The sequence below is a fragment of the Chryseobacterium ginsenosidimutans genome (genome assembly GCF_039536845.1).
GTDB classification, from domain to species: Bacteria; Bacteroidota; Bacteroidia; order Flavobacteriales; family Weeksellaceae; genus Chryseobacterium; species Chryseobacterium ginsenosidimutans_B.
On the sequence record NZ_BAAAZJ010000011.1, the window covers coordinates 555958 to 578607 of the forward strand.

The following is a 22650-nucleotide window of genomic DNA, read 5'->3' on the forward strand; positions in this document are numbered from 1 at the left end:
TAAAAAGAACGAGTCAACAAGATATTTGCTGACTCGTTTTTAGTTTATTTATACTTTTGTTATTGCCCCTGTTGCATCACTCCGCTATTATCCTCTTTTTTCGTTTGATTCAAAATATTGGCGTCTTCTTTTGCTAATTTATTTCTCGTCGGAATTTTATAATTAATAGAAAATCCGAAATTTCTCGTATCATATTTACTGCTAATAACTACCGGAGTTCCCGATGGTGGATTAGAACGTACTTGCATTACCTGCCCGTTGAAAATATCATTTGCAAAAACAGAAACCGTTAAACGATTGTCCATAAATTTTTTCGTTAAACTAAGATCAAATGAATTATTGAAAGGTTTTTCAGCGGTAAAATAAAAATAACCGGCTTTTGGAGTTAAATAGCTGTAATTTGCCGTCAATTTGATGTCTTTCGGTAAAATAACCTGCGCCATTGCATTTAAAATCCAGAAACCTTTATTGTTCAGATTATCAATGTCATGTTTTTGATAACCGGCATATAAATACATGAAATTTATCTTGTCAGGATTGAAATCAAACTTCATGATTTCACTTAAAGGTTTACTGAAAACCATGAACGGAATCGGAAGTCCAATGTTGAAGTTATGAATTTTCATGTTCGAAATATTCACCTGTTCATTATATAATTTTCTGCCATCTTTCCTGATGATTTGAGCTACCTGATTATTGGCCGAACTTACACTGTATCCGATAAATGCATAATCGAAGGCCGAAATTTTCAATTCATAATTGTCAAAAATTGTGGGTTGCAGATTGGGATTTCCGGTTACTTCCGTACTTGGTCCTGAGAACGTTACGTTATTAGGATTCAACGCAGAAATACTTGGTAAACTTATTTTTTTGTTATAATTAGCAGCAATATAAACCTGATTCATCAAGTTGTATTGAACACTTGCGTTCGGAAATAATTTAAATTTATTAAAAGGAATTAAATCAGCTTGGGTCAGATTTCCATTTTTGTCATAAAATCGGGTAATACCGGAAATATCATAATTTTCAGCTCTGGAACCTAAAATAAAGTCGAATTTTTTCAGTTTAGCCTGAAATTCAAGATAAGTTGAAGCAGTTTGTCTTTGATAATCGAGGTTGGTGATTCCAAAGCTTTCTGTATTATAATCCTGTTTTTCATATAATCCTCCGAAATTTACTTTTCCGCCATCCAAAAGCTTAATGGGTTGAGAATAATCTACTTTGAAATTAAAAATATTCATTAAAGATTTATTATTCAAAACATCTTTTAAACCATTCGTCGGACTATTAATTGGCTGATTCGGAGCGAAAGTAAAATATCCATCCTGGAAAAAATTATCCTGGGCAAATTTACTATCGGAACGTGTATATCCAAACTGGAAGTCTAGTTTTTGAGATTTGTCGGCAAAGCGTTTTTGATATGTTGCAACGGCTTCCTGTCTCAAATTATCGGTATGAGCAACATCAGAAGAATTATAAAAAGCCTCTCTCAAATCTTTGGAATTATTTTGATAAGGTAAATCTCCATGACCATCACTGAAAGTATAGTTGTCATTATTATTGTGATAAATATCGTAGTTTAGTAACAATCTGTCTTGTCCAAGATCAAAAGTCAAACCGGATTTTGCAAAATATCCTCGTCCGTATCTGCTTGTATTACTTGTAAGCAACTCATCCTGTTGACCGTTCAGCATGCTTTCACGATAATTTTGACCGATGTTTAACTGCCATCCAAAAATCTTATTTCTGGCATTTAAGTTTAATGAATTTGTTGTTCTGCTTCGAAATTTATCATAATTCGTAAAAGAATAATTCCCTGAATACGTTGCAGTTAAATATTTATTTGCATTTTTGTTTGTGATAATATTCATGATCGCTCCTCCTGAAGTGGCAGGAAATTCTGCGCCGGGTTGTGTGATCACTTCAATTCTGTCTACTGAGTTTGCGGGCATTCCTTCAAGAAAAGAATTCAGTTCGTTGGAAGTAATATTTAAAGGTCTTCCGTTCAAATAAACATCAAGGATTTTTCCCTGATACATCATTCCTGCAATATCTGTGGAAACCAATCCCGGAAGTTTTTTAATTCCTTCTAAAACATTTCCGTTATTCAGCTGAGGCTGCTCAGAAAAATCAAAAATCGTGCGGTCGGCTTTTTGTTCAACGGCTTTTTTAGTTTTGGTGATAGTAACACCTTCGATTTGTTTTTCCTTGACTTGATTGTTGGTATTTTCCTGAGCAAAAGTAAATATGCTGCCCAAAAGAGATAACGCAATAATTGCTTTTTTCATAATTTTTTTCTACTTCTACTAAGTTAGACGTTGAAAAAGAATTTTTGTTACATAAGGAATTTGCTTGTTCTATTTTAATGAAGAGAATTCTGTATATGCAAACTCAGGTGATGAGGTGAATAATTGTCTTAAAACCGATGCATGACCGTTTCCTGCAATCACCAGTATTCTGTCTTCTGAAGTATGCGGAATATTCTGGATGTTTCTAAACATTCTCAGATTTCTGTCGTACCAATATAAAGCCAGCATATCTGCGCCGTCATGTTCTCTCAGTTTAAAATCCCCACTTAGATAGGCACCATATTCATACTGATGATATTCTTTGCTGTTCATGAATTTGAAAAGATCTAATAATGATTTGAAATTTTTCGGTTCTGAACTTTTAAAAAAGGCATTGTACTGTTTTGAAATAAGATCATCACTTAAAAAATCATAATCTGCACTCAGATTTTTAAAGTACATCGAGTCTTTTTTGCCAAATTTTTCCTGCAGATCATTCAAAACCGAGTTTGCATCAATACTGTATAGCTCGGTAAGATTTAGTTCTTTTGCTATACGCATCGCAATTTGATAACGTTCATCTCTTTGATCTGCGTACTTACCTTCTTTATATTCTTTTAATTTTTGATTGGCATTCCAGTTTGGCCATGCTTCGATTGCAATTTTTGTAGGCCTAAATTTTTTGATATAATTAATAAGTTCGGTCACTTCTTTTGCTGTTTTTGGCGATAAGACATCTACCCGATCATCTTTATCGGTTTTATGAGCATCAAGATTAGGATAATCGAAATGAAATGATCCTACAACTAAAACTTTCGTTTTTGGATTGGGAAAATATTCTGATGGTTTTCTCTGAGCAGAAAGTAGTGTTGATAAACAAAGCAAAAATGTATATAATAATGTTTTCATGAGATTGATTTTTGACAAAATTATCATTCATGGAATTATTATAAAACAGCATTTCGATAAACAGAATATGAAGAGGTATGAAACATTTTTCATCGGAAAAAATGAATCGTTTGTCGAAAAAAAGTGTTGAAATTTCTTAGAAAATCTATTTTTGCTATATGAAAATCAATAAACTTCTTTATCTGCATATTTTCTTTTGGGCAATTTATGTAACCGGAGCGGTTCTTATTCCTTATTGTGTTTTTAATTCGAAGAATACGATCTTTAATATTACTTTCTTTATCACAAGTATCATTTGTTTCTATGTTAATTATTTTGTGGTCGTTCCAAAGTTCTTTGATGGAGATAAAATTTACAAATCAGTCATTGTATTTTTCCTTAGTGCAAGTTGTTTTGTCGGCGTTCGTTATTTTATGGAAGAATGGTTTTTGCCGACCTTTTTCGGGGTTAGAAATTATGCGGAGGGAACTCAATTTATTTATTATTACTTCGATAATATTTTTTACAGCAGCACAACCATTTTTATTAGTACAACATTTTGGTTTTTTAGATACTTTATTAAAACAGAAGTAGAAAAAACAGAATTGGTGAAAGCTAAGAAGAATGCCGAATTGCAGGCTTTGAAAACACAGATCAATCCACATTTTATTTTTAATTCTTTGAATAATATTTATTCTTTGGTCTATCAGAATTCGGATAAAGCCTTACCTGCGATTGAAGAATTGAGTCAACTTTTGAGATATACTACAAAAGATCTTGAAAAAGATGTAATTTCTCTGGATAAAGAAATTGGTTATATCGATAGTTTAACGGCTCTTGAAAAGTTGAGAATTAAAAATTCGGAATTATTAATTATAGAGAAAAACATCAATTATCCTAAATTAAATATTTCTCCAATGATTTTGGTTCCTTTTGTGGAAAATGCTTTTAAACATGGCGATTTTAGAAATAAAGGTTTCGAAATGAAACTTTCAGATGATAATCAGATTCTACATTTTTATCTTTTAAATTATAAAAAAGAGAGAATGAAAGATTCACTTTCGGGGATCGGAATTGAAAATGTGAAAAAACGGTTGGAAATTCTATATCCTAAAAAATATGAATTAAACATAAAAAATTCAGAAACAGAATTTATTGTAGATTTAAAAATCAATTTGCGAAATGAATAAAATTAAATGTATTGTTGTGGACGACGAACCATTAGCGATTTCGCTGTTGGAAAGTTATGTACAGAAAATTCCTTTTCTTGAATTGATTTTCTCCACTGAAAATCCGATTGATGCCTTAGAATATATTCAAAATAATGAGTCGGATCTTGTTTTTCTGGATATCCAAATGCCGGAACTTACAGGGATTAATTTCATGAAAATCTTAGGTGATAAGCAGAAATATATCTTGACGACTGCCTATTCCGAATATGCTTTGGAAGGCTACGAACATAATATTGTTGATTATCTTTTAAAACCTATTTCTTTTGAACGTTTTTATAAAAGTGCTTTAAAAGCGCAGGAACGTTTTTCAATGAATGAAGGAAAAGAAGATTCTCATTTTTTTGTAAAATCTTCGGGACAGCAGCATAGAATTAATTTCGATGAAATTCTTTATGTTGAAAGTATCAAAGATTATGTAAATATCAGAACCGGAGAGGAGGAATATATAGTTTTGGATACATTAAAGTCGATGGAACAACAGCTTCCGGAAAATTCTTTTGTGAGAATTCATAAATCGTTTATCATTAATCTAAATCAGATTAAAAGCTTAGGAACAAAAAAAGTAACCTTGGTTTCGGATCAGGAAATCCCAATAGGAGAGAGCTTCCGGATGAATCTTTTAACAAAAATAAAATGAAAAAGCAGCTCCAATTTGAAGTTGCTTTTTCTATGATTAATTAAATCTAACAATTAATTTTCTTGTTGCTTAATCAGGTTTAATGCAGAACCAGCCTTAAACCAATCAATTTGCTGATCATTGTAAGTATGGTTTGCCATGATGATGTCTTTAGTTCCGTCTGAATGAATGAATTCTAAAGTCAGTTGTTTTCCTGGAGCAAACTGATCAAGATCTAAGAAATTGATTACATCGTCTTCTAAGATTTTGTCGTAATCTGCTTCATTAGCGAAAGTTATTCCTAACATCCCTTGTTTTTTCAGGTTTGTTTCGTGGATTCTTGCGAATGATTTTACCAATACTGCTTTTACACCAAGATGTCTTGGTTCCATTGCTGCATGTTCTCTTGAAGAACCTTCACCATAGTTTTGATCTCCGACAACGATTGAAGGAACACCTGCGGCTTTATATGCTCTCTGTACAGCAGGAACTTCTCCATATTCTGCCGTCAATACATTTTTTACCTTGTTTGTTTCCATGTTGAAAGCATTTACAGCTCCGATCAACATATTATTTGAAATATTATCAAGGTGACCTCTGTATTTCAACCAAGGTCCGGCCATAGAAATGTGGTCGGTTGTACATTTTCCGAAAGCTTTAATTAAAAGTCTTGCTCCGGTAATATTTTTACCATCCCAAGCAGGGAATTCTTCCAATAACTGAAGTCTGTCTGAAGTTGGGCTTACCTTTACAACAACTGAAGATCCGTCCGCAGATGGTGCCTGATATCCGTTGTCATCTACCGCAAAGCCTTTTGAAGGTAATTCAAAACCTTGAGGTTCGTTTAATTTTATTTGTTCACCAGATTCATTGGTTAATGTGTCCGTGATTGGGTTAAAATCTAATCTTCCTGAAATTGCAATGGCAGCTACCATTTCCGGTGAAGCTACGAATGCGTGAGTATTTGGATTACCATCTGCTCTTTTCGCGAAATTTCTGTTGAAAGAGTGGATAATTGAGTTTTTCTCACCTTTTTCGGCACCTTCTCTGTCCCATTGTCCGATACAAGGTCCACAAGCATTGGTAAAGATTCTTGCATTTTCAAATTTTCTGAAAGAATCCAAGAAACCATCTCTTTCGGCTGTGAATTTCACCTGCTCAGAACCCGGGTTAATTCCTAAGATCGCTTTCGGCTTAACACCTTTAGCAACAGCATCTTCAACGATAGAAGCCGCTCTTGATAAATCTTCATAAGAAGAGTTCGTACAAGAACCGATCAATGCCCATTCTACTTCAATTGGCCATCCGTTTGCTTCAGCTTTAGCTTTAAATTCAGAAACGGGAGTTGCTAAATCCGGAGTGAAAGGTCCGTTCAAATGTGGAGCCAACTCAGAAAGGTTGATTTCAATAACCTGATCGAAATATTGTTCCGGGTTTGCATAAACTTCAGCATCACCTGTTAAGTGTTCAGCAATAACATCAGCTGCGTCTACAACATCCTGTCTTCCTGTAGAAGCAAGGTATCTTCTCATAGAATCATCGTATCCGAAAGTAGAAGTCGTAGCTCCGATTTCAGCACCCATGTTACAGATTGTTCCTTTACCTGTTGCGGATAAAGATTGAGCACCTTCTCCGAAATATTCTACAATACATCCTGTTCCGCCTTTTACAGTAAGGATTCCTGCAACTTTTAAGATAACGTCTTTTGCAGAAGTCCAGCCAGACATTTTTCCGGTTAATTTTACACCGATTAATTTTGGCATTTTAAGCTCCCAAGCCATTCCTGCCATTACGTCTACGGCATCTGCACCACCAACTCCGATGGCAACCATTCCTAATCCTCCTGCATTTACCGTGTGAGAGTCAGTTCCGATCATCATTCCTCCCGGGAATGCGTAGTTTTCTAATACAACCTGGTGAATGATTCCTGCTCCCGGTTTCCAGAAACCGATTCCATATTTATCACAAACAGAACCCAAGAAGTTGAAAACCTCTGAATTCTTATTAAGACCTTCCTGTAAATCTGCCTGCGCACCTACTCTCGCCTGAATCAAGTGATCGGCGTGAGCCGTTGAAGGAACGGCTACTTTTGCTTTTCCAGCTTGCATGAATTGTAAAAGCGCCATTTGCGCCGTTGCATCCTGCATTGCTACTCTGTCCGGTGCGAAGTCTACATAAGAGTTTCCTCTTTCATATGCTTGTGTAGCATTACCTTCCCATAAGTGGGTATAAAGGATTTTTTCTGAAAGGGTAAGAGGTTTTCCCACGATTTGTCTTGCCGCAGCAATTCTGTCTGGGTAACGCTCGTACACTTTTTTGATCATGTCAATGTCGAAAGTCATATCTATTTTAATTTTTCTTTTCTAAAAAGTTTTTCCGGACTTTAATTTAAAATTAAATGCGGAAAATTTCCATAAATAAAAATTCATCAAATACTGTTCCTACCGTTATTAAAATGGTATAAATAAGATGAATATTTATGATTTTTAATACCTATCAAGTTAAGGAAAAAATAATTTTTGAATCGTTGACATAGGGTAAAATAATTCTTATGACTCTTAAATGGAAAGATTCTAAATAAAAAAGAAAGATTTTAATCCAATGGACTAAAATCTTTCTTATATAACTTAAAACAGTCTTTCGACTTATCGTCTAATTCTAATTAGTGACCAACCTGAACCAGCTCCTTGATAGGTGGAGCGAATTTAGTAAGATCAATGCCTTCAACTGCAGCTTTATATTCTTCAATATTAGGAATTCTTCCGATAATAGCAGATAAAACAACAACCGGAGTTGATGCTAATAGAGATTCTCCTTTTTTACGTTCAGAATCTTCAACCACTCTTCCTTGGAAAAGACGGGTAGAAGTTGCCAATACAGTATCTCCTTTAGCTGCTTTCTCTTGATTACCCATACAAAGGTTACAACCGGGGCGCTCAAGATACATCATGTTTTTGTATTCAACACGTGCTTCACCTTTAGGAGCATTGTCATCAAACTCGAATCCGGAATATTTTTCTAAGAATTCCCAGTCTCCTTCCGCTTTTAATTCGTCAATGATGTTATATGTTGGAGCAGCTACTACAAGTGGAGCATTGAATTCTACCTTACCTTTTTGTTTTTCAATGTTTCTAAGCATTTGAGAAACAATTTTCAAATCTCCTTTGTGAACCATACAAGATCCTACGAAACCAAGATCAACCTTTTTCTCTCCTCCATAATAAGAAAGCGCTCTGATCGTATCGTGAGTATATCTCTTAGAAACATCATCATTGTTTACATCCGGATCAGCAATCATTGGTTCAACGATTACATCAAGATCAACAACAACTTCAGCGTAATATTTTGCATTAGAATCCGGAGTCAGAGCAGGTTTATCACCTGTTTTAATCTCCTCAATTCTCTTATTAGCCTTATTAATCAATCCTTGAAGAACATGATTATGATTATCCATGCCTTTGTCGATCATGATCTGAATTCTGCCTTTTGCTATTTCCAATGACTCGATTAAAGTATCATCTTCAGAAATGTTGATAGAAGCTTTAGCCTTCATTTCTGCAGTCCAGTCTGTAAATGTAAATGCCTGATCTGCAGGAAGCGTTCCGATATGAACCTCAATGATTCTACCCTGGAATACGTTTTCTCCTCCAAACTGCTTCAGCATCTGAGCTTGAGTTGCATGAACAACATCACGGAAATCCATGTGTTCTTTCATGTTTCCTTTAAATGTTACTTTTACAGATTCGGGAATCGGCATAGATGCTTCACCAGTCGCTAAAGCAAGAGCAACAGTTCCTGAGTCAGCTCCAAAAGCAACACCTTTAGACATTCTTGTGTGAGAGTCACCACCGATGATGATCGCCCACTCGTCAATGGTAATATCGTTAAGAACTTTGTGAATAACGTCTGTCATTGCATGATATTCACCTTTCGGGTCACGAGCTGTGATCAAACCGAATTCGTTCATGAATTTCATTAATTTAGGAATATTAGCCTGAGCTTTTTTATCCCAAACAGAAGCAGTGTGACATCCGGACTGATAAGCACCGTCAACAATTGGAGAAATCACTGTAGCCGCCATTGATTCAAGTTCCTGAGCTGTCATTAAACCTGTTGTATCCTGAGAACCAACAATATTTACTTCTACACGAACGTCAGAACCAGCGTGTAATAATTTACCTTCAGTAACACCAACAGCATTTCTGTTGAAGATTTTTTCAACAGCCGTTAATCCTTGCCCTTCGTGAGAAATTTCTTTTGAAGGAGCAAAAACAAGGGGAGTTTCGATTCCTAAAAGTTTCGCAGCAAATGTTTGTAGTTTTTTACCGAAAACAATTGCATAAGATCCCCCGGCTTTGATGAATTCAACTTTCTGAGGAGTGAATGCTTTCGAGATGTCGATCAATTCCTGATCTCCATTATACAATTTTTTCGTTTTTGTATTGATGGTAAGAACTGTTCCTGTAGCAACTGAATAAGCTTCTTCAAGAATTGGTTCTCCGGCTTCGTTACGAATTGGGTTGCCATTTTCATCAAGCTTTTTAACCCAGTTTTTAAGGTCGATACCAATACCTCCTGTTACATCAACTGTAGTAAGGAAAATTGGAGAAATACCGTTTGTACCTCCAACAATCGGAGCAATATTTACAAATGGAATGTATGGGCTTGCTTGTTTACCTGTCCATAAAGCCACATTGTTTACACCTGACATTCTTGATGAACCAACACCCATCGTACCTTTTTCAGCGATAAGCATTACGCTTGCATCAGGATGTTGTGCCTGTAAAGCTTTAATTTCCTCCTGAGCCTGAGGAGTGATCATACATTTACCATGAAGTTCACGGTCTGATCTTGAGTGAGCCTGGTTACCCGGAGAAAGTAAATCTGTTGAGATATCTCCTTCACCAGCGATGAAAGTAACAACTTTAATTTCTTCAGCAACCTCCGGAAGTTTAGTGAAAAATTCAGCTTTTGCATAACTTTCAACAATTTCTTGTGCGATTTCGTTACCGCTATTGAATGCTTCCTTCAGACGATTTGTATCAGCATCATAAAGGAAAACCTGTGTTTTAAGAACGTTTGCTGCTTCTTTGGCGATAGTTATATCATTGCCCAAAGCCAGATCAAGCAATACTTCAATTGAAGGACCACCTTTCATGTGGGATAATAATTCAAAGGCGAAAGCAGGCGTTATTTCTTCTACTACGGATTCTCCAAGAATGATTTCTTTTAAAAACTTAGCTTTTACACCTGCAGCGCTTGTTGTTCCCGGCAAAGTGTTATAAATGAAAAATTTAAGAGAATCAGCCCTGTATTCATTAGCTGTATCTTTAATTTGTGCAATAATTTCACTTAATAGTTCTGCACTGTCAATTGGCTTTGGATGAAGCCCTTGGTTTTTTCTTTCTTCAATTTCTTGGAGGTAATCCTGATAAATATTCATAATAATAGAAATCTTTTCAATTTTAAACGTAGAGGTTAAAACAGTTGTTTATACTGTCAGGTTTTCTTAACAGTGTTCAAATTACAATAAAATTATTTAAATCTGCCGTAAAAAACGACCTGTAGTAGTAACAACATAATCTACTTCATTTATAATGTGAGATAATGTTCGCTTTATTGGAGGTGAGTATGATTTTCTGAAAGTGTAAGTATTTTACCTTGGATCTGTCTTGTTGCAAAAACTTTCTTTTGGGTAACATTTGTACACTTTTTGATAATATCAATACCAAAAACATATTTCCAAAACGTTTTTAGATTATCAAACACTTAAAAATGTTCCCAAATTTACGGATTTTTAATATTTTTTATACTCGAAATTATTTAGATTCTTTATAAATATGAATTTTATATTTTCTATTTTTAATGCTATTTTTGCATCCAAATGATGATTATGAAAAATGTAGTTCCATTTTTGTGTTTTTTTATTTCGATTTCCATTTTTTCTCAGACTCAATCTGTGAAGAAGCTATCCATTAAAAGCACGTCTAAAACTACTGTTAAAAAGAATTCTGCAACGACAAAGAAAAACCTTGACCTTCCTATTATTAATAAGGATCTTCCTGTTTTAATCCCTAAAAAGAAAGATGGGAATTTCGGTTATACAAATCAAAAAGGAAAATTTATCATTCAACCGGAATATCACATTGCTGTTTTTTTCTATGAAGACTGTAATCTTTTAAATTCTCCGAACGAAAAAGTCAGAAAATACGGGACTGCAGATTATGCAACGGTAGAAAAAAATGAAATATCATATAGAGTAGATAAAAAGGGTAAAAGAGTCTATCAGTTTAAACAGGAGGATCTTGGACAATGTGTTCATAAAGAATATATTCAGCAATTGTTTCAGGGGTACACAATGAATGGTTTTTACGGAATTATAGAGAAAGCTACATTTAAAAATCCTCAGGATTATAAACAGTTCCAAATTTATCCTCAATACGAATATTTATATATTTTAGAAGGCGATGATGTCTTAAATCCCATGATTATTGCTTCTAAAAATAATGTATTTGGAGTTATTGATGTTCATAATAATATCATTATTCCTTTTGAATATAATGATATTAAGCGTAATTTCAGCTGGAAACTGGGTAAAATGTTTGATGTTTCCAAAGATGGGAAGAACTATTATTATATTGATTCTAAGAACAAAACATATTAAATTGTTCGGCTTATATATTTTTTGTAATTTTGCGGCTGAAATAAAGGGGTGCTGTAGCAAGCTGAGATTATACCCAATGAACCTGGAACGGGTAATGCTGTTTAGGGAATTTAAAATGTACCGATGGAACAGTGTAACAATATACCAATTTGCATTGTTAGACTGCTAAATCAATAAATTGTTACATTATTTAATCCGCCCCTTTTATTCATTAAATTTTAAAGATTTATAGAATGAAAGGATTATTTTTTTTAGGGCTTACCGTTGGCTCTTTTGCTTTTTTACAAGCTCAAAATACCGATTCTCTGAAAGTAAGAGAGATTGAAGCCGTTAATTTTACCAAAAGACTTCCTGTTGCTAAAGAAATCATCAATGTCGCAAAAGATCTTGACAGCAAAAATCTTGGTCAGGATTTACCGATTTTACTTAAAAATCAAACTTCCATAATTTCAACTTCTGATGCCGGAAATGGTGTTGGCTATACAGGTTTTAGAATTCGTGGAGTTTCCGGAAGTGGAATTAATGTCATGATGAATGGTGTTCCGTACAACGATTCTGAAAGTCAGGGAACGTTTTTCGTGAATGTTCCGGATTTGACGAGTTCTGCTTCACAAATCGTTATACAGAGAGGAGTCGGAACTTCCAATAATGGAGTTTCTGCCTTTGGAGCGAGTATTAACGTGCTTTCAAAAGATCCGGAAGATAAGTTTTATTTTAAAACAGACGACAGTTACGGATCATTCAATACTTATAAATATTCTGCAGAAATAGGCTCGGGAAAATTCTGGGGCAACAGACTTTCTGTAATGGGACGTTATACTCACATTAATTCTGACGGGTATATCGACAGGGCTTCATCAAAATTAGATTCTTATAATTTCACTGCTTTATATGAAGAAGGAAATACCAGAATTCGTTTAATGGCTTTCGGAGGAAAAGAGAAAACATATCAGGCTTGGAACGGGATCGACAGAAAAACATGGGAAACAGATCCTAAGTTTAACTATTCCGGAGCTATTTATGATGCAAACTGGGAAAATATTGTTGGTTTTTATAACAATGAAACCGATAATTACAGACAAAATCATTATCAATTGCTTTGGGAACAGAAGTTTAATGATAAATGGAATTTAGAAACCACTTTACATTATACAAAAGGAAAGGGATATTACGAAAATTACAAGCAAGGCGATCCATTTGCGAGATATAATCTGGCTGATGTAAATGGTGAAGAATATTCGGATTTTATCAGAAAAAAATGGCTGAATAACGATTTCTACGGAATAGTTTCTACACTTTACGGGAAGCTGGGAATGGTGGATGTTAATTTTGGAGCTGTTGCCAATCAGTATTACGGAAGACATTTCGGAAATGTGACAGGAGTTTTTTTACCACAAATTGATGAGCACGAATATTACAGAAGCCGTTCTGTGAAAAATGAAGTCGCAGGTTTTGCAAAAGCGTTGATTAAACTGCATAATTTCGAAATCTTCGGAGATTTACAGCTGAGAAATATCGATTATGATACAAAAATTATCACTGCAGGAGATGATGAAGGTGCAAATCTGGACAAAAACTGGCTGTTCTTCAATCCAAAAGTTGGGGTTAATTATAAAATAGGAAACGGAAAAGTCTTTGTTTCTTACGCACATGCACATCGTGAGCCAAACAGAGACGATTTATTGGCAAACAATGATGTAAAAGCGGAAAAACTTCACGATTTTGAAGCAGGTTTTGAAAGACAATTCGGAATTGTATCATTTACGGCAAATCTATATTACATGTATTATGTTAATCAGTTGGTTTTGAATGGCGAACTGAATAATGTAGGAGCTTTCATCAGAACCAATTCAGGGAAAAGCTACAGAAGCGGAATCGAATTGGGAGCTTTGGCAAAACTTTCAAAACAATGGGAACTTATGGGAAATGTAAGTTTCAGCAACAACAGAAATTTAGATTTTAAAATAGAAAATGAAGATGCGGCTAAAAATTTAGGAAATACTCAAATTTCATTCTCGCCGGACATTATCACAAATTTAGGTTTGAAATTCAATCCGACCAAAAACTTCCAGTTTGCTTTGATGAATCAATACGTTGGAAAACAATATCTTGATAACACAGAAGATAAAAATTTACAGTTGAAAGACTATCTTTTGACGGATTTTAATGCTCAATATCAGTTTAAAATCAAAAATAATGACATTGCGTTGAAATTATTGGTTAATAATATCTTCAATAAAAAGTATGTCAATAACGGTGCTGTTTACGACGGCGAACCTTACTATTTTTCTCAGGCAGGAACCAATTTTATGTTTGGGATCAGCTGGAAAATTCAGTAAATCAATCAGGCTATATTTAAAATAAATTATAGTAAAAAGTAAAGTTAGATTTTTAAGGCTGCTTCGGCAGTCTTTTTTTTCTTTGAAGCTATTTCCCGCTTTCTGCTATATCTTTTTTATTACGGTCTCCGCTTCGCTCCGACCGCAATAAAAAAGGATGCCGCTCCAATCGGGGCTAGGATTTTGTCTTTTTTTAGATATTGTTCAGTAAATAACGAACAAATACCATGAAATTGAATAATTCGTAAAATTTAAAACTGTTTAAAGTCTTGTTCATAAAAAATAAATCTCGTTAAAAGTCATGAAAAAGTCATAAATTTGCGACCAAATGAATATTTCAGCTTACATTTTAGAATATTTGAAACAATTTGGAACTGTGATGGTTCCGAATTTTGGGGTATTTTCTCTAGAAAATTCCAAAGCAATTATCAATTCCGAAAATGGGAGTATTCTTCCTCCTGCCAGTAAAATTGTTTATGTGCCGGATTACGAAGTTCAGTCTGAGGAATTGGCAGGCTTTATAGCAAACCAGAAACAAATGACTTTGGAAGCTTCGAAAACAGATTTGCAGATTCAGACAGATTTTTGGAAGAAAAAACTGCAGGCAGACCAGACTTTGGAAATTCAAGGTTTGGGAGTAATTTTTATTGAAGACGGCGAAACTCATTTTAAAGGAAACAGATTACAGTCTGATCATCCTGATTTTTATGGTTTGGAAGAGATTAAAATTTCCGATATTAATAACAAAGATCTGAAACCAGGTGTTTCTGTAAATAAGGAAAAGGATTATAAATTTAATAAATCTATTCTTTGGGTTTTCCTGATTATTATTCCGGTTTTGGGAATTTTGTTTGTCGCTTATTCTCAACAGGAACTCCTTTTTGGTAAAAAATCTTTCGATAAAACAAATATTTCTGTACAGACAAAAACTCACAGAATTGAAAAAGACACTGTGAAAGTACAGGCGCATACTCCGGTTGTAGATTCTTTGAAAAAAGATTCAGTGGTGAAACAGCCTGTTCAACCTGTAGTAGAAAAGAGTGTAAAAACTCCTGTAACTACAAACAACACTAAGAATAATAAATGGCAAAAATAAAAAAGGCGTCAGAATCTCTGACGATAATGACGAATATTGTCCTTCCTAATGATACCAACCAGTTAAGAAATCTTTTCGGCGGCGAATTGTTGGCAAGAATGGACAGATGTGCTTCAATTTCCGCAACAAGACATTGCGAGAGAAGGGTAGTGACGGCGTCTGTAAATCATGTTTCATTCGATCATCCGATTCCGGAAGGAGGAATTGTAGTGATGGAATCCAAAGTTTCCAGAGCCTTTTCTACATCCATGGAAATTTATGTTGATGTTTGGCTGGATGATCCTATCAATCGTAAAAAAACACAAACCAACAAAGGGATTTACACATTTGTTGCAGTAGATGAATTCAACAGGCCAATCCCGATTCCTGAAATGGAGCCGGAAACAGAACTTGAAAAAGAAAGATTCGATGCTGCCTTGAGAAGAAAAGAATTATCATTAATCCTTTCCGGTAGAATGAAGCCTTCAGAATCTGTGGAATTGAAGAAACTCTTTCAGGAAGAGCCTAAATAATCTCTTTTAAAGAAAGGCCACAAAAAATTAATGTTACAATTACAGATATAACCGACAAAAATATTTGTCGGTTTTTTATTGAGTTTCTATCGAAGATTCCAGATAATTGTGATTATTTCTAAATGCTTTTTGAGGATAAAATAATATTAATCCTATAAAAAATAGAATGATCGCATTAATGCCAACATTCAGCAACAGAAATATTTTACTTCCAAATCCATCTGCACCTTCTGATGAGTAGTGAATCGGAATGGTTTCCTGAATTGATGGAAATTTTATCATCAATAATATTATATAGACTAAAAGTAAGAAAATTGAAAAGCCGAAAATAATTTTATGTAAATTCATTTGAATCAAAAATTGAAAAATTCTATCTCACAAAGGCTGTTTCTATAGCTTTGAATCTTACCTTTGCACAAGCAAATATAAGAATTATGTCTTCTATGAGAATTTTACTCCTCGATAAAAATCATCCATTAATTACTGAACAGCTTCTAGCAAAAAACTTTATATTGGAAGAAGATTTCACGTCTTCATACGATGAAGTTTGCAACAAAATTGAAAACTATGACGGACTTATTATCAGAAGTAGAATACCTTTAGATAAAAACTTTTTAGAGAAAGCAAAAAAGCTGAAATTTATAGCTAGGGTAGGAGCAGGAATGGAAAATATCGATATTCCGGTTGCTGAAAAATTGGGAATTCAATTGATTAATTCTCCGGAAGGAAACAGAGATTCTGTAGCAGAGCATGTTGTCGGGATGTTATTAATTTTAATGAACCGACTTTTTATCGCTTCTCAGGAAGTGAAAAACGGAATCTGGCTTCGTGAAGAAAACAGAGGTGACGAATTATTAGGGAAAACTGTCGGTTTGATTGGTTATGGAAATATGGGGAAGGCAACAGCAAAAAGATTTTCAGGCTTTGGATGTAAAGTGATTTTCCATGATATTTTGCCTGATCTTTCTGATGAATATGCAACTCAGGTTTCTTTAAATGAATTGAAAGAAAAAGCTGAGGTGCTGAGTTTACATATTCCTTTGACGGAAGAATCGTATTATCTGATCGACGGACCGTTCATTTCTGATATGAAAAATGACTTCTATTTTGTCAATACCGCAAGAGGAAAAAATATAGAAACTAAAAGTCTGGTTGAAGCTCTGAAAGCCGGAAAAGTAAAAGGAGCCTGTCTTGATGTTTTGGAATATGAAAAATCATCTTTTGAAAATTTAGAAGTAGAAAATGAAGATTTAAAATATCTTTTAGAATCCGAAAAAGTAATTGTTACACCGCATATCGCTGGTTGGACGCATCAAAGTAAAGAAAAACTGGCGCAGGTGATTGTTGATAAAATTGTGGCGGAGTTTGCTTAATTTAAATATAAAATGCTTCGACAAGCTCAGCATGACATTTCTCTAATACTATTTTTTAACGGTGTATTTTAGCAGTGTCATGCTGAGCTTGTCGAAGCATCAACATAATTCTGAAATTTTACCTTTTCTAGATTTTCCTGTTTTATGTTAAATAATTCATAATTCACCCTCAATATTTACTATTTATTTTGAGTTTTATTAAATTGCCGCTCATTTTGAAATCATGAGGATGCGTAATTTTATACTTATTTTATCTGCCTTTTTATTCCTTTTTTCCTGCAAAAAAAAATCTGAAACTCAAGAAAATGTCGCTGAAAATTCGACCAATCTTCCGAATTACGGGAATGTTGATTTAAGCAATGTTTTCACGAAAGGAGACAGTCAGATTCCTGACAAAGCATCTTTGGTTCGTTATATCGACCAATATTACAAAAGAGTTTGGGAAGGAAGCGATCTGAGTGGCGGAATTTTGGTGGCAAAAGGCGACGATATTATTTACGAAAATTACAGAGGTATTGCGAGACAAGATAATCAAAAAGCGATTGATAAAAATACACCGCTTCACGTAGCTTCCGTTTCAAAAACATTGACGGCAATGGCAATGCTGAAATTAGTAGAAGCCGGAAAAATTAAATTAACGGATCATCTGACACAGTTTTTTCCTGGATTTCCTTACCCGAATGTTACCGTTCAAACATTATTGGCGCAAAGAAGCGGGCTTCCGAAATACGAATATTTCATTACAAAAATTCAACCTGCTCCGGCAGAGCTTTCAAAGACTTTCATTACAAATCAGGATGTTTTAAATATGATTATTAAATACAAACCCGATTTGGCAAGAGATACAGACACGGGTTTCATGTACTGCAACACAAATTTTGCTATGCTGGCTTTACTGATCGAAAAAGTTACAAAAATGCCGTTTCCGCAGGCAATGAAGGCAATGATTTTTGATCCCTTGAAAATGAAAAATACTTACATTTTTCAGGAAAAAGATATTCCGACGGCTTCTCAATCATTTTATTATGGCGGAAACAGATTGTATCCTTTAGATCGCTTAGATTTAATTTACGGGGATAAAAACGTGTATACAACGCCAAGAGATCTGTATAATTTCTCAAAAGCAATGTTCTCGAAAGACTTTCTAAAACCGGATTTAATGGAAATGGTTTTCACACCTTACAGCAACGAAAAATTCGGAATGAATAATTACGGTCTTGGTTTCAGAATGAAAATTTTTGATAATGGTGAAAAATTAACCTATCACAACGGTTGGTGGCACGGAACAAACTCTGTTTTTGCCCATTTATTAAAATCGAAGGTGACCATTATTGCGATCGGGAACAAATATTCAAATAGAGTATATACAGCGTTGGCTTTATCGGGATTATTTGAGGATTTTCCGCCTCAGAAAGATAAACTTCACAGCATTATGAGTGATGATAAAGATACATTGAACGGACATAGTGAGGTTTATGGAGAATAATGTTTATTTTTGCGTAAACATGTTCATGAAAAGACTTCTTCTATTATTCGTCATCGGCTTTCTTTTGCAGTCCTGTGCAAGGGTGGGTTCGCCTGTTGGTGGAACGAAAGATACATTAGCCCCGAAATTTTTAAGTTCAAATATTGATACGACAAAAATTAATGTACCAAGAGACATTAAAGAATTGCGCATTGATTTTGATGAATATGTGACATTAAAAGATATCAATAAGAATTTAAGTATTTCTCCTCCGATTAAAAATATCAAGCGTATTATTCCTTCGAATATTGCCAATAAATTTATTCTGATTCAGTGGACGGATACTTTACAGGCAAATACAACGTACAATTTTAATTTCGGAAATGCTATTGCAGATAATAATGAGAATAATATTTTAAGATATTACAATTTTGCATTTTCTACGGGTGAAAAGCTGGATGATCTTTATGTCAGCGGAGAGGTTAAAGATGCTTTATCTACTAAAAAAGGAAGTGAAAATAAATTTGTCGTGGGCCTTTATCAGGTAAAGGATACGATCAATTACAAACAAAAACCTTACTATATCACAAAAGTAGACGACGACGGATATTATGAATTAAATTATCTGGCTCCCGGAAAATATAAAATCATTGCTTTTGAAGACGAAAATGGGAATTCAATGTATGATGCTGGTAAAGAAAAGGTTGGTTTCCAGAAAGATCCTGTGGAAGTTGAGAAATCTGTTTCCGGATTAAACTTAAAATTATATCCTTCTAAAAAAGCAGTGAAATATCTGGAAATGAAGGAAGCTGCGGGTGGAATTGTCATGACTTTTGAAGGGAGACCTAATAATGTGAAAGTTCAGCCATTAAGTGAAAAATTTAAGGATTATAAAGTGACGCATGCTCCAAAATCTGATACGGTAAGAATCTGGTTTGATGCTGTAAAAAGTGATGTTGGACAAACTGTAACGGAGAATTTGAAATTTGGTTATAATGCTGATCTTAAGAAAGATACTCTTTATAATGCATCTCTGTTTTACAAATACAATGCGAAAAACGTGATGGATGTCAACAGCGATAATGGAGGCGGAATGTTGGCTCCAAAATCAGACTTTAAGATCAGTTCAAATTATTATTTAGATAAAATCAATACAGATAAATGGACTTTGAAAGTGGGTGGTGATTCTATCAATACGATACCTTTTACTGCAAAAATTTCAGAAACGAATCCTTATCAGATTTTGGTTAATGCAGATTTTGTTTCCGGAAAAAAATATCAGCTGACAGTTCCGAAAGAGACGGTTTCATCTTTTTACGCTAAAAATTCTCAATCAAAACGTTTTGATTTTGAGGTTGATAAAATTGAAAACTTCGGAAGTCTGAAATTTATCTTGCAAAATGCACCGGCTTCAAGCTATTGGATTCAGCTTTTAGATACTTCTGATAAAGTTTTATTCCAAAAATATACGAAAGGAAGCGAAGTCAAATTTGATATTCTGAAACCCGGTGAATATATTGTAAGGATTTTGGTTGATAATAATGAAAATAAATTTTGGGATGAGGCCAATTTCCAGAATGATGTCTTTGCAGAAGATTCTTATATTTATTACAAAGCTGCGATTGTGAGACCACTTTGGGACAGTAATGAAAATTGGGATTTGAAAGATACCAGAGTATTGGATGTTTCAAAATTAAATATTCCGAAAACAAATACCGATACTCCAAAAGATACTAAGAAACTAGATTTAAAGACTGATAATGCAATGTTATCACCTACGAGGTAAGAATGAAGACGTTTAAAAAAATACTTTTCTGGAGTGTGGTTGGCTTTGCTTTAATGCAATTTATTCCGACCAATAAAGTGAATCAACCTGTGGATCATAAAATGAATTTTGTAGATGCTAAAAATACACCTGAAAAAATAAGGGGATTAATAAAAGGTGCCTGCTACGATTGCCATTCCAATGAAACGGTTTATCCGAAATACGCTTATATTGCCCCGATTTCGTGGTCTGTGAAAAGCCATATCAATGAAGGAAGAGAACATCTGAACTTTTCGATTTGGGGGACTTATAACAAAGAGTTGAAAGAAAGCATGCTCAGCCAGGCAATTGAAACAGTTCACGGGAAGACAATGCCGATGTCGGGATATATTGTTTATCACAAAGAAGCCAATTTATCTGATGCAGAAAGAATACTGCTGACAAAATATTTTGAAGAAATGCTGAAATCCAAAACTTATTGATTCAAGTTTAAATTAAAAAATCTCCCGCAACTTGCGGGAGATTTTTTAATTCTGAATTAAATATTCTTCAAATACTCTTCAAAAAACTTCTTCTGAGAATCAAAAGCAATATCTTCAAGATTCAATTCTTTTAACGGAATCCAGACTGCTTCAGAAATTTCAGTTAATTCAAGATTAACCTCGAATTTTTCAGAAACATTATATTCATAAAAAAGATCAATCGTATTATAATCAATCTCTTTGTATTGATATACATTCGGAAGGCTTGTTAAGTATTTTAAATTTGAAATATCAACATCAAGCTGCAGTTCCTCAAAAAGCTCTCTTTTGCACGTTTCTTCCGCGCTTTCCTTCGGATCAACAAATCCTCCGGCAAGATCGAGTTTTCCTTTTTTAGGGTCTCTGTTTCTTCTTGTAAGGTAAATTTCATCATTATATCTTATTACCACGGCTACTGCTCCGGCAACGTTGTTGTATAATGTGAAGTTACAGTTTGGGCAGCTCCATTTCTTTTCGCCATCCCATTGTAAAGATTCTTTGCCGCAGTTTGGGCAATATTTCAATATTTTCATTGAACAATATTAATATTTCTGGGGTGATAATTCAAGATTACATCCCGAAGTTCCTCTGTTTTCAGATGGGTGTAGATTTCTGTTGTAGTAATACTGGAATGACCAAGCATTTCCTGGATATAACGCAGATCTGCACCATTTTGCAGCAAATGTGTGGCAAAAGAATGTCTGAAAGTGTGAGGAGAGATTTTCTTGCTTACACCTGCTTTATCTGTTAGTTCTTTTATAATTAAGAATACGATGACTCTGGACATCGATGTTCCTCTGCTATTTAAGAAAAGCGTATCCTCGTACTTTTTATTGATTTTATTCTTAGAACGGGTATCCTGAATGTAACCTTTCAGCAATTCTGCGGTATACTCAGCCAAAGGTACGAAACGGGTTTTATTTCCTTTTCCATTTACTTTGATATACTGTTCTTTGATATTAATGTTAGAAATTTTGAGTTCGATAAGTTCCGAAACACGAAGTCCGCATCCGTATAATACTTCTATGATACACTGATTTCTTCTTCCCAGATCAGAATTTATTTCGATTGCGCTGATAATTTTGTTGATATCAACTAAACTTAATGTATCTGGTAAGTACAGACCCAATTTCGGACCTTCAAGCAAAGAAGCCGGATTGTCTTCACGATATTCATCCTCCAAAAGGAATTTGAAAAATGCTTTAATCGAAGATATCCATCTTGCCTGAGATCTCTCACTGAATTTTTTTTTGGAAAGATTGAAGATGTATTCCTGCAGATTTTCATAGCCTATAATATCCGGACCGACGTTTTCCAGATCTTCTACTGCGTATTCTTTTAGTTTTTTAATGTCTCGAATATAGGCGTCGAGAGTGTTTTCTGAAAAATTTCTTTCAAAGCGAAGAAATATTTCAAAATCCTTAATTTTTTCATCCCAAGTCATGTTGTTGTGTTATTTTTTTAGTTCACAGTCCGAAATTTGCTCTATTTCAATATTATGGTTTTTTAAAAATGATATCCCGTCATCGTCTGAATATTCATTAATGTAGACTAATCTGGCAATTCCTGCCTGGAGAATAAGCTTACTGCATTCTTTGCATGGAGACAGTGTTAAATATAACGTTCCGCCTTTTGCAGATTGCGTGGAAGATGCCAGTTTTAAAATAGCATTGGCTTCCGCATGCAGCACATACCAGTGCGTTTTGCCTTCATTGTCCTCACAGCAGTTTTCAAACCCCGAAGGAGTACCATTATAACCATCTGAAATAATCATCCTATCTTTTACAATAAGAGCTCCTACCTGCTTTCGTTTACAGTAGGATAGTTTTGCCCATTCCTGAGCCATTTTTAGATAAGCTTTATCAAACTTATTCATACAGCAGCATTAAGT

General features: G+C 34.4%; 18 protein-coding genes. 10 read left to right on the forward strand and 8 right to left on the reverse strand.

Features of this window, described 5'->3' with window-relative positions:
- Window positions 1–59 precede the first annotated feature (59 nt).
- The gene (locus ABD745_RS18935) at window positions 60–2288 is read right to left on the reverse strand and encodes a TonB-dependent receptor domain-containing protein (RefSeq protein WP_344833795.1); all 2229 of its coding nucleotides are present in this window, start codon (window positions 2286–2288) and stop codon (window positions 60–62) included.
- 69 nt (window positions 2289–2357) lie between these two features.
- Window positions 2358–3197, reverse strand: a complete 840-nt coding sequence (locus ABD745_RS18940) for a DUF5694 domain-containing protein (RefSeq protein ID WP_344833797.1) — start codon at window positions 3195–3197, stop codon at window positions 2358–2360.
- A gap of 158 nt (window positions 3198–3355) precedes the next feature.
- Between ABD745_RS18940 and ABD745_RS18945 the strand changes: the two genes are divergently transcribed.
- Together ABD745_RS18945 and ABD745_RS18950 are read left to right on the forward strand one after the other, a co-directional pair.
- Entirely contained in the window at window positions 3356–4366 is a 1011-nt protein-coding gene (locus ABD745_RS18945; protein WP_344833799.1) for a sensor histidine kinase, read from the forward strand.
- Window positions 4359–5045 carry a LytR/AlgR family response regulator transcription factor gene (locus tag ABD745_RS18950; RefSeq protein WP_344833802.1) on the forward strand — a complete coding sequence of 229 codons (687 nt, stop codon included), beginning with the start codon at window positions 4359–4361 and terminating at the stop codon, window positions 5043–5045. The genes ABD745_RS18945 and ABD745_RS18950 overlap by 8 nt, the downstream gene beginning before the upstream one ends.
- A 53-nt stretch (window positions 5046–5098) precedes the next feature.
- On the opposite strand, the gene ABD745_RS18955 is transcribed toward ABD745_RS18950, so the two are convergent.
- The gene (locus ABD745_RS18955; protein WP_344833805.1) at window positions 5099–7366 is read right to left on the reverse strand and encodes an aconitate hydratase; all 2268 of its coding nucleotides are present in this window, start codon (window positions 7364–7366) and stop codon (window positions 5099–5101) included.
- Window positions 7367–7686: 320 nt separating this feature from the next.
- Window positions 7687–10467 (reverse strand): bifunctional aconitate hydratase 2/2-methylisocitrate dehydratase, encoded by a 2781-nt coding sequence (locus ABD745_RS18960; RefSeq protein ID WP_344833810.1) that lies wholly within the window; start codon window positions 10465–10467, stop codon window positions 7687–7689.
- A gap of 450 nt (window positions 10468–10917) precedes the next feature.
- On the opposite strand from ABD745_RS18960, the gene ABD745_RS18965 reads away from it, so the two are divergent.
- From ABD745_RS18965 to ABD745_RS18980, 4 genes are all read left to right on the forward strand, one after another.
- Entirely contained in the window at window positions 10918–11688 is a 771-nt protein-coding gene (locus tag ABD745_RS18965; protein ID WP_344833813.1) for a WG repeat-containing protein, read from the forward strand.
- A 233-nt stretch (window positions 11689–11921) separates the two neighbouring features.
- Entirely contained in the window at window positions 11922–14027 is a 2106-nt protein-coding gene (locus ABD745_RS18970) for a TonB-dependent receptor (protein WP_344833816.1), read from the forward strand.
- Between the two features lie 328 nt (window positions 14028–14355).
- On the forward strand, window positions 14356–15123 hold the full coding sequence (locus ABD745_RS18975; RefSeq protein ID WP_344833818.1) for a hypothetical protein: 768 nt from the start codon (window positions 14356–14358) through the stop codon (window positions 15121–15123).
- Complete coding sequence (locus ABD745_RS18980; RefSeq protein ID WP_344833821.1) at window positions 15111–15635, forward strand: acyl-CoA thioesterase; 525 nt, start codon at window positions 15111–15113, stop codon at window positions 15633–15635. Before ABD745_RS18975 ends, ABD745_RS18980 begins: the two co-directional genes overlap by 13 nt.
- A gap of 75 nt (window positions 15636–15710) precedes the next feature.
- On the opposite strand, the gene ABD745_RS18985 is transcribed toward ABD745_RS18980, so the two are convergent.
- Window positions 15711–15983, reverse strand: a complete 273-nt coding sequence (locus tag ABD745_RS18985) for a DUF1648 domain-containing protein (RefSeq protein WP_344833823.1) — start codon at window positions 15981–15983, stop codon at window positions 15711–15713.
- Window positions 15984–16078: 95 nt separating this feature from the next.
- On the opposite strand from ABD745_RS18985, the gene ABD745_RS18990 reads away from it, so the two are divergent.
- The 4 genes from ABD745_RS18990 to ABD745_RS19005 all read left to right on the forward strand — a co-directional run bounded on the left by ABD745_RS18990 (window position 16079) and on the right by ABD745_RS19005 (window position 20720).
- Complete coding sequence (locus tag ABD745_RS18990) at window positions 16079–17008, forward strand: 2-hydroxyacid dehydrogenase (RefSeq protein WP_344833826.1); 930 nt, start codon at window positions 16079–16081, stop codon at window positions 17006–17008.
- A gap of 223 nt (window positions 17009–17231) precedes the next feature.
- Window positions 17232–18494, forward strand: a complete 1263-nt coding sequence (locus ABD745_RS18995) for a serine hydrolase domain-containing protein (protein ID WP_344833829.1) — start codon at window positions 17232–17234, stop codon at window positions 18492–18494.
- 25 nt (window positions 18495–18519) lie between these two features.
- Entirely contained in the window at window positions 18520–20259 is a 1740-nt protein-coding gene (locus ABD745_RS19000) for an Ig-like domain-containing domain (RefSeq protein ID WP_344833832.1), read from the forward strand.
- Window positions 20260–20261: 2 nt separating this feature from the next.
- Window positions 20262–20720 (forward strand): heme-binding domain-containing protein, encoded by a 459-nt coding sequence (locus ABD745_RS19005; protein ID WP_344833835.1) that lies wholly within the window; start codon window positions 20262–20264, stop codon window positions 20718–20720.
- Window positions 20721–20776: 56 nt separating this feature from the next.
- Here the strand turns inward: ABD745_RS19005 and ABD745_RS19010 are convergent, their stop codons facing one another.
- The 3 genes from ABD745_RS19010 to ABD745_RS19020 are packed head-to-tail and all read right to left on the reverse strand — an operon-like array spanning window position 20777 to window position 22635.
- Window positions 20777–21292 (reverse strand): NUDIX hydrolase, encoded by a 516-nt coding sequence (locus tag ABD745_RS19010; RefSeq protein WP_344833838.1) that lies wholly within the window; start codon window positions 21290–21292, stop codon window positions 20777–20779.
- Window positions 21289–22203, reverse strand: a complete 915-nt coding sequence (gene xerD, locus ABD745_RS19015) for a site-specific tyrosine recombinase XerD (protein WP_344833840.1) — start codon at window positions 22201–22203, stop codon at window positions 21289–21291. The genes ABD745_RS19010 and xerD overlap by 4 nt, the downstream gene beginning before the upstream one ends.
- 9 nt (window positions 22204–22212) lie before the next feature.
- The gene (locus ABD745_RS19020; RefSeq protein ID WP_344833842.1) at window positions 22213–22635 is read right to left on the reverse strand and encodes a deoxycytidylate deaminase; all 423 of its coding nucleotides are present in this window, start codon (window positions 22633–22635) and stop codon (window positions 22213–22215) included.
- Window positions 22636–22650 lie beyond the last annotated feature (15 nt).

Excerpts from the sequence above, each read along its gene's own strand:
- ABD745_RS18940 (WP_344833797.1), bottom strand. The coding sequence starts at position 3,197 with ATGAAAACATTATTATATACATTTTTGCTTTGTTTATCAACACTACTT.
- xerD (WP_344833840.1), bottom strand. The coding sequence starts at position 22,203 with ATGACTTGGGATGAAAAAATTAAGGATTTTGAAATATTTCTTCGCTTT.
- ABD745_RS18950 (WP_344833802.1), top strand. The coding sequence starts at position 4,359 with ATGAATAAAATTAAATGTATTGTTGTGGACGACGAACCATTAGCGATT.
- ABD745_RS18980 (WP_344833821.1), top strand. The coding sequence starts at position 15,111 with ATGGCAAAAATAAAAAAGGCGTCAGAATCTCTGACGATAATGACGAAT.
- ABD745_RS19005 (WP_344833835.1), top strand. The coding sequence starts at position 20,262 with ATGAAGACGTTTAAAAAAATACTTTTCTGGAGTGTGGTTGGCTTTGCT.
- ABD745_RS19020 (WP_344833842.1), bottom strand. The coding sequence starts at position 22,635 with ATGAATAAGTTTGATAAAGCTTATCTAAAAATGGCTCAGGAATGGGCA.
- ABD745_RS19000 (WP_344833832.1), top strand. The coding sequence starts at position 18,520 with ATGAAAAGACTTCTTCTATTATTCGTCATCGGCTTTCTTTTGCAGTCC.
- ABD745_RS18935 (WP_344833795.1), bottom strand. The coding sequence starts at position 2,288 with ATGAAAAAAGCAATTATTGCGTTATCTCTTTTGGGCAGCATATTTACT.
- ABD745_RS18965 (WP_344833813.1), top strand. The coding sequence starts at position 10,918 with ATGAAAAATGTAGTTCCATTTTTGTGTTTTTTTATTTCGATTTCCATT.
- ABD745_RS18960 (WP_344833810.1), bottom strand. The coding sequence starts at position 10,467 with ATGAATATTTATCAGGATTACCTCCAAGAAATTGAAGAAAGAAAAAAC.
- ABD745_RS19010 (WP_344833838.1), bottom strand. The coding sequence starts at position 21,292 with ATGAAAATATTGAAATATTGCCCAAACTGCGGCAAAGAATCTTTACAA.
- ABD745_RS18975 (WP_344833818.1), top strand. The coding sequence starts at position 14,356 with ATGAATATTTCAGCTTACATTTTAGAATATTTGAAACAATTTGGAACT.
- ABD745_RS18955 (WP_344833805.1), bottom strand. The coding sequence starts at position 7,366 with ATGACTTTCGACATTGACATGATCAAAAAAGTGTACGAGCGTTACCCA.
- ABD745_RS18990 (WP_344833826.1), top strand. The coding sequence starts at position 16,079 with ATGAGAATTTTACTCCTCGATAAAAATCATCCATTAATTACTGAACAG.
- ABD745_RS18970 (WP_344833816.1), top strand. The coding sequence starts at position 11,922 with ATGAAAGGATTATTTTTTTTAGGGCTTACCGTTGGCTCTTTTGCTTTT.
- ABD745_RS18995 (WP_344833829.1), top strand. The coding sequence starts at position 17,232 with ATGAGGATGCGTAATTTTATACTTATTTTATCTGCCTTTTTATTCCTT.
- ABD745_RS18945 (WP_344833799.1), top strand. The coding sequence starts at position 3,356 with ATGAAAATCAATAAACTTCTTTATCTGCATATTTTCTTTTGGGCAATT.
- ABD745_RS18985 (WP_344833823.1), bottom strand. The coding sequence starts at position 15,983 with ATGAATTTACATAAAATTATTTTCGGCTTTTCAATTTTCTTACTTTTA.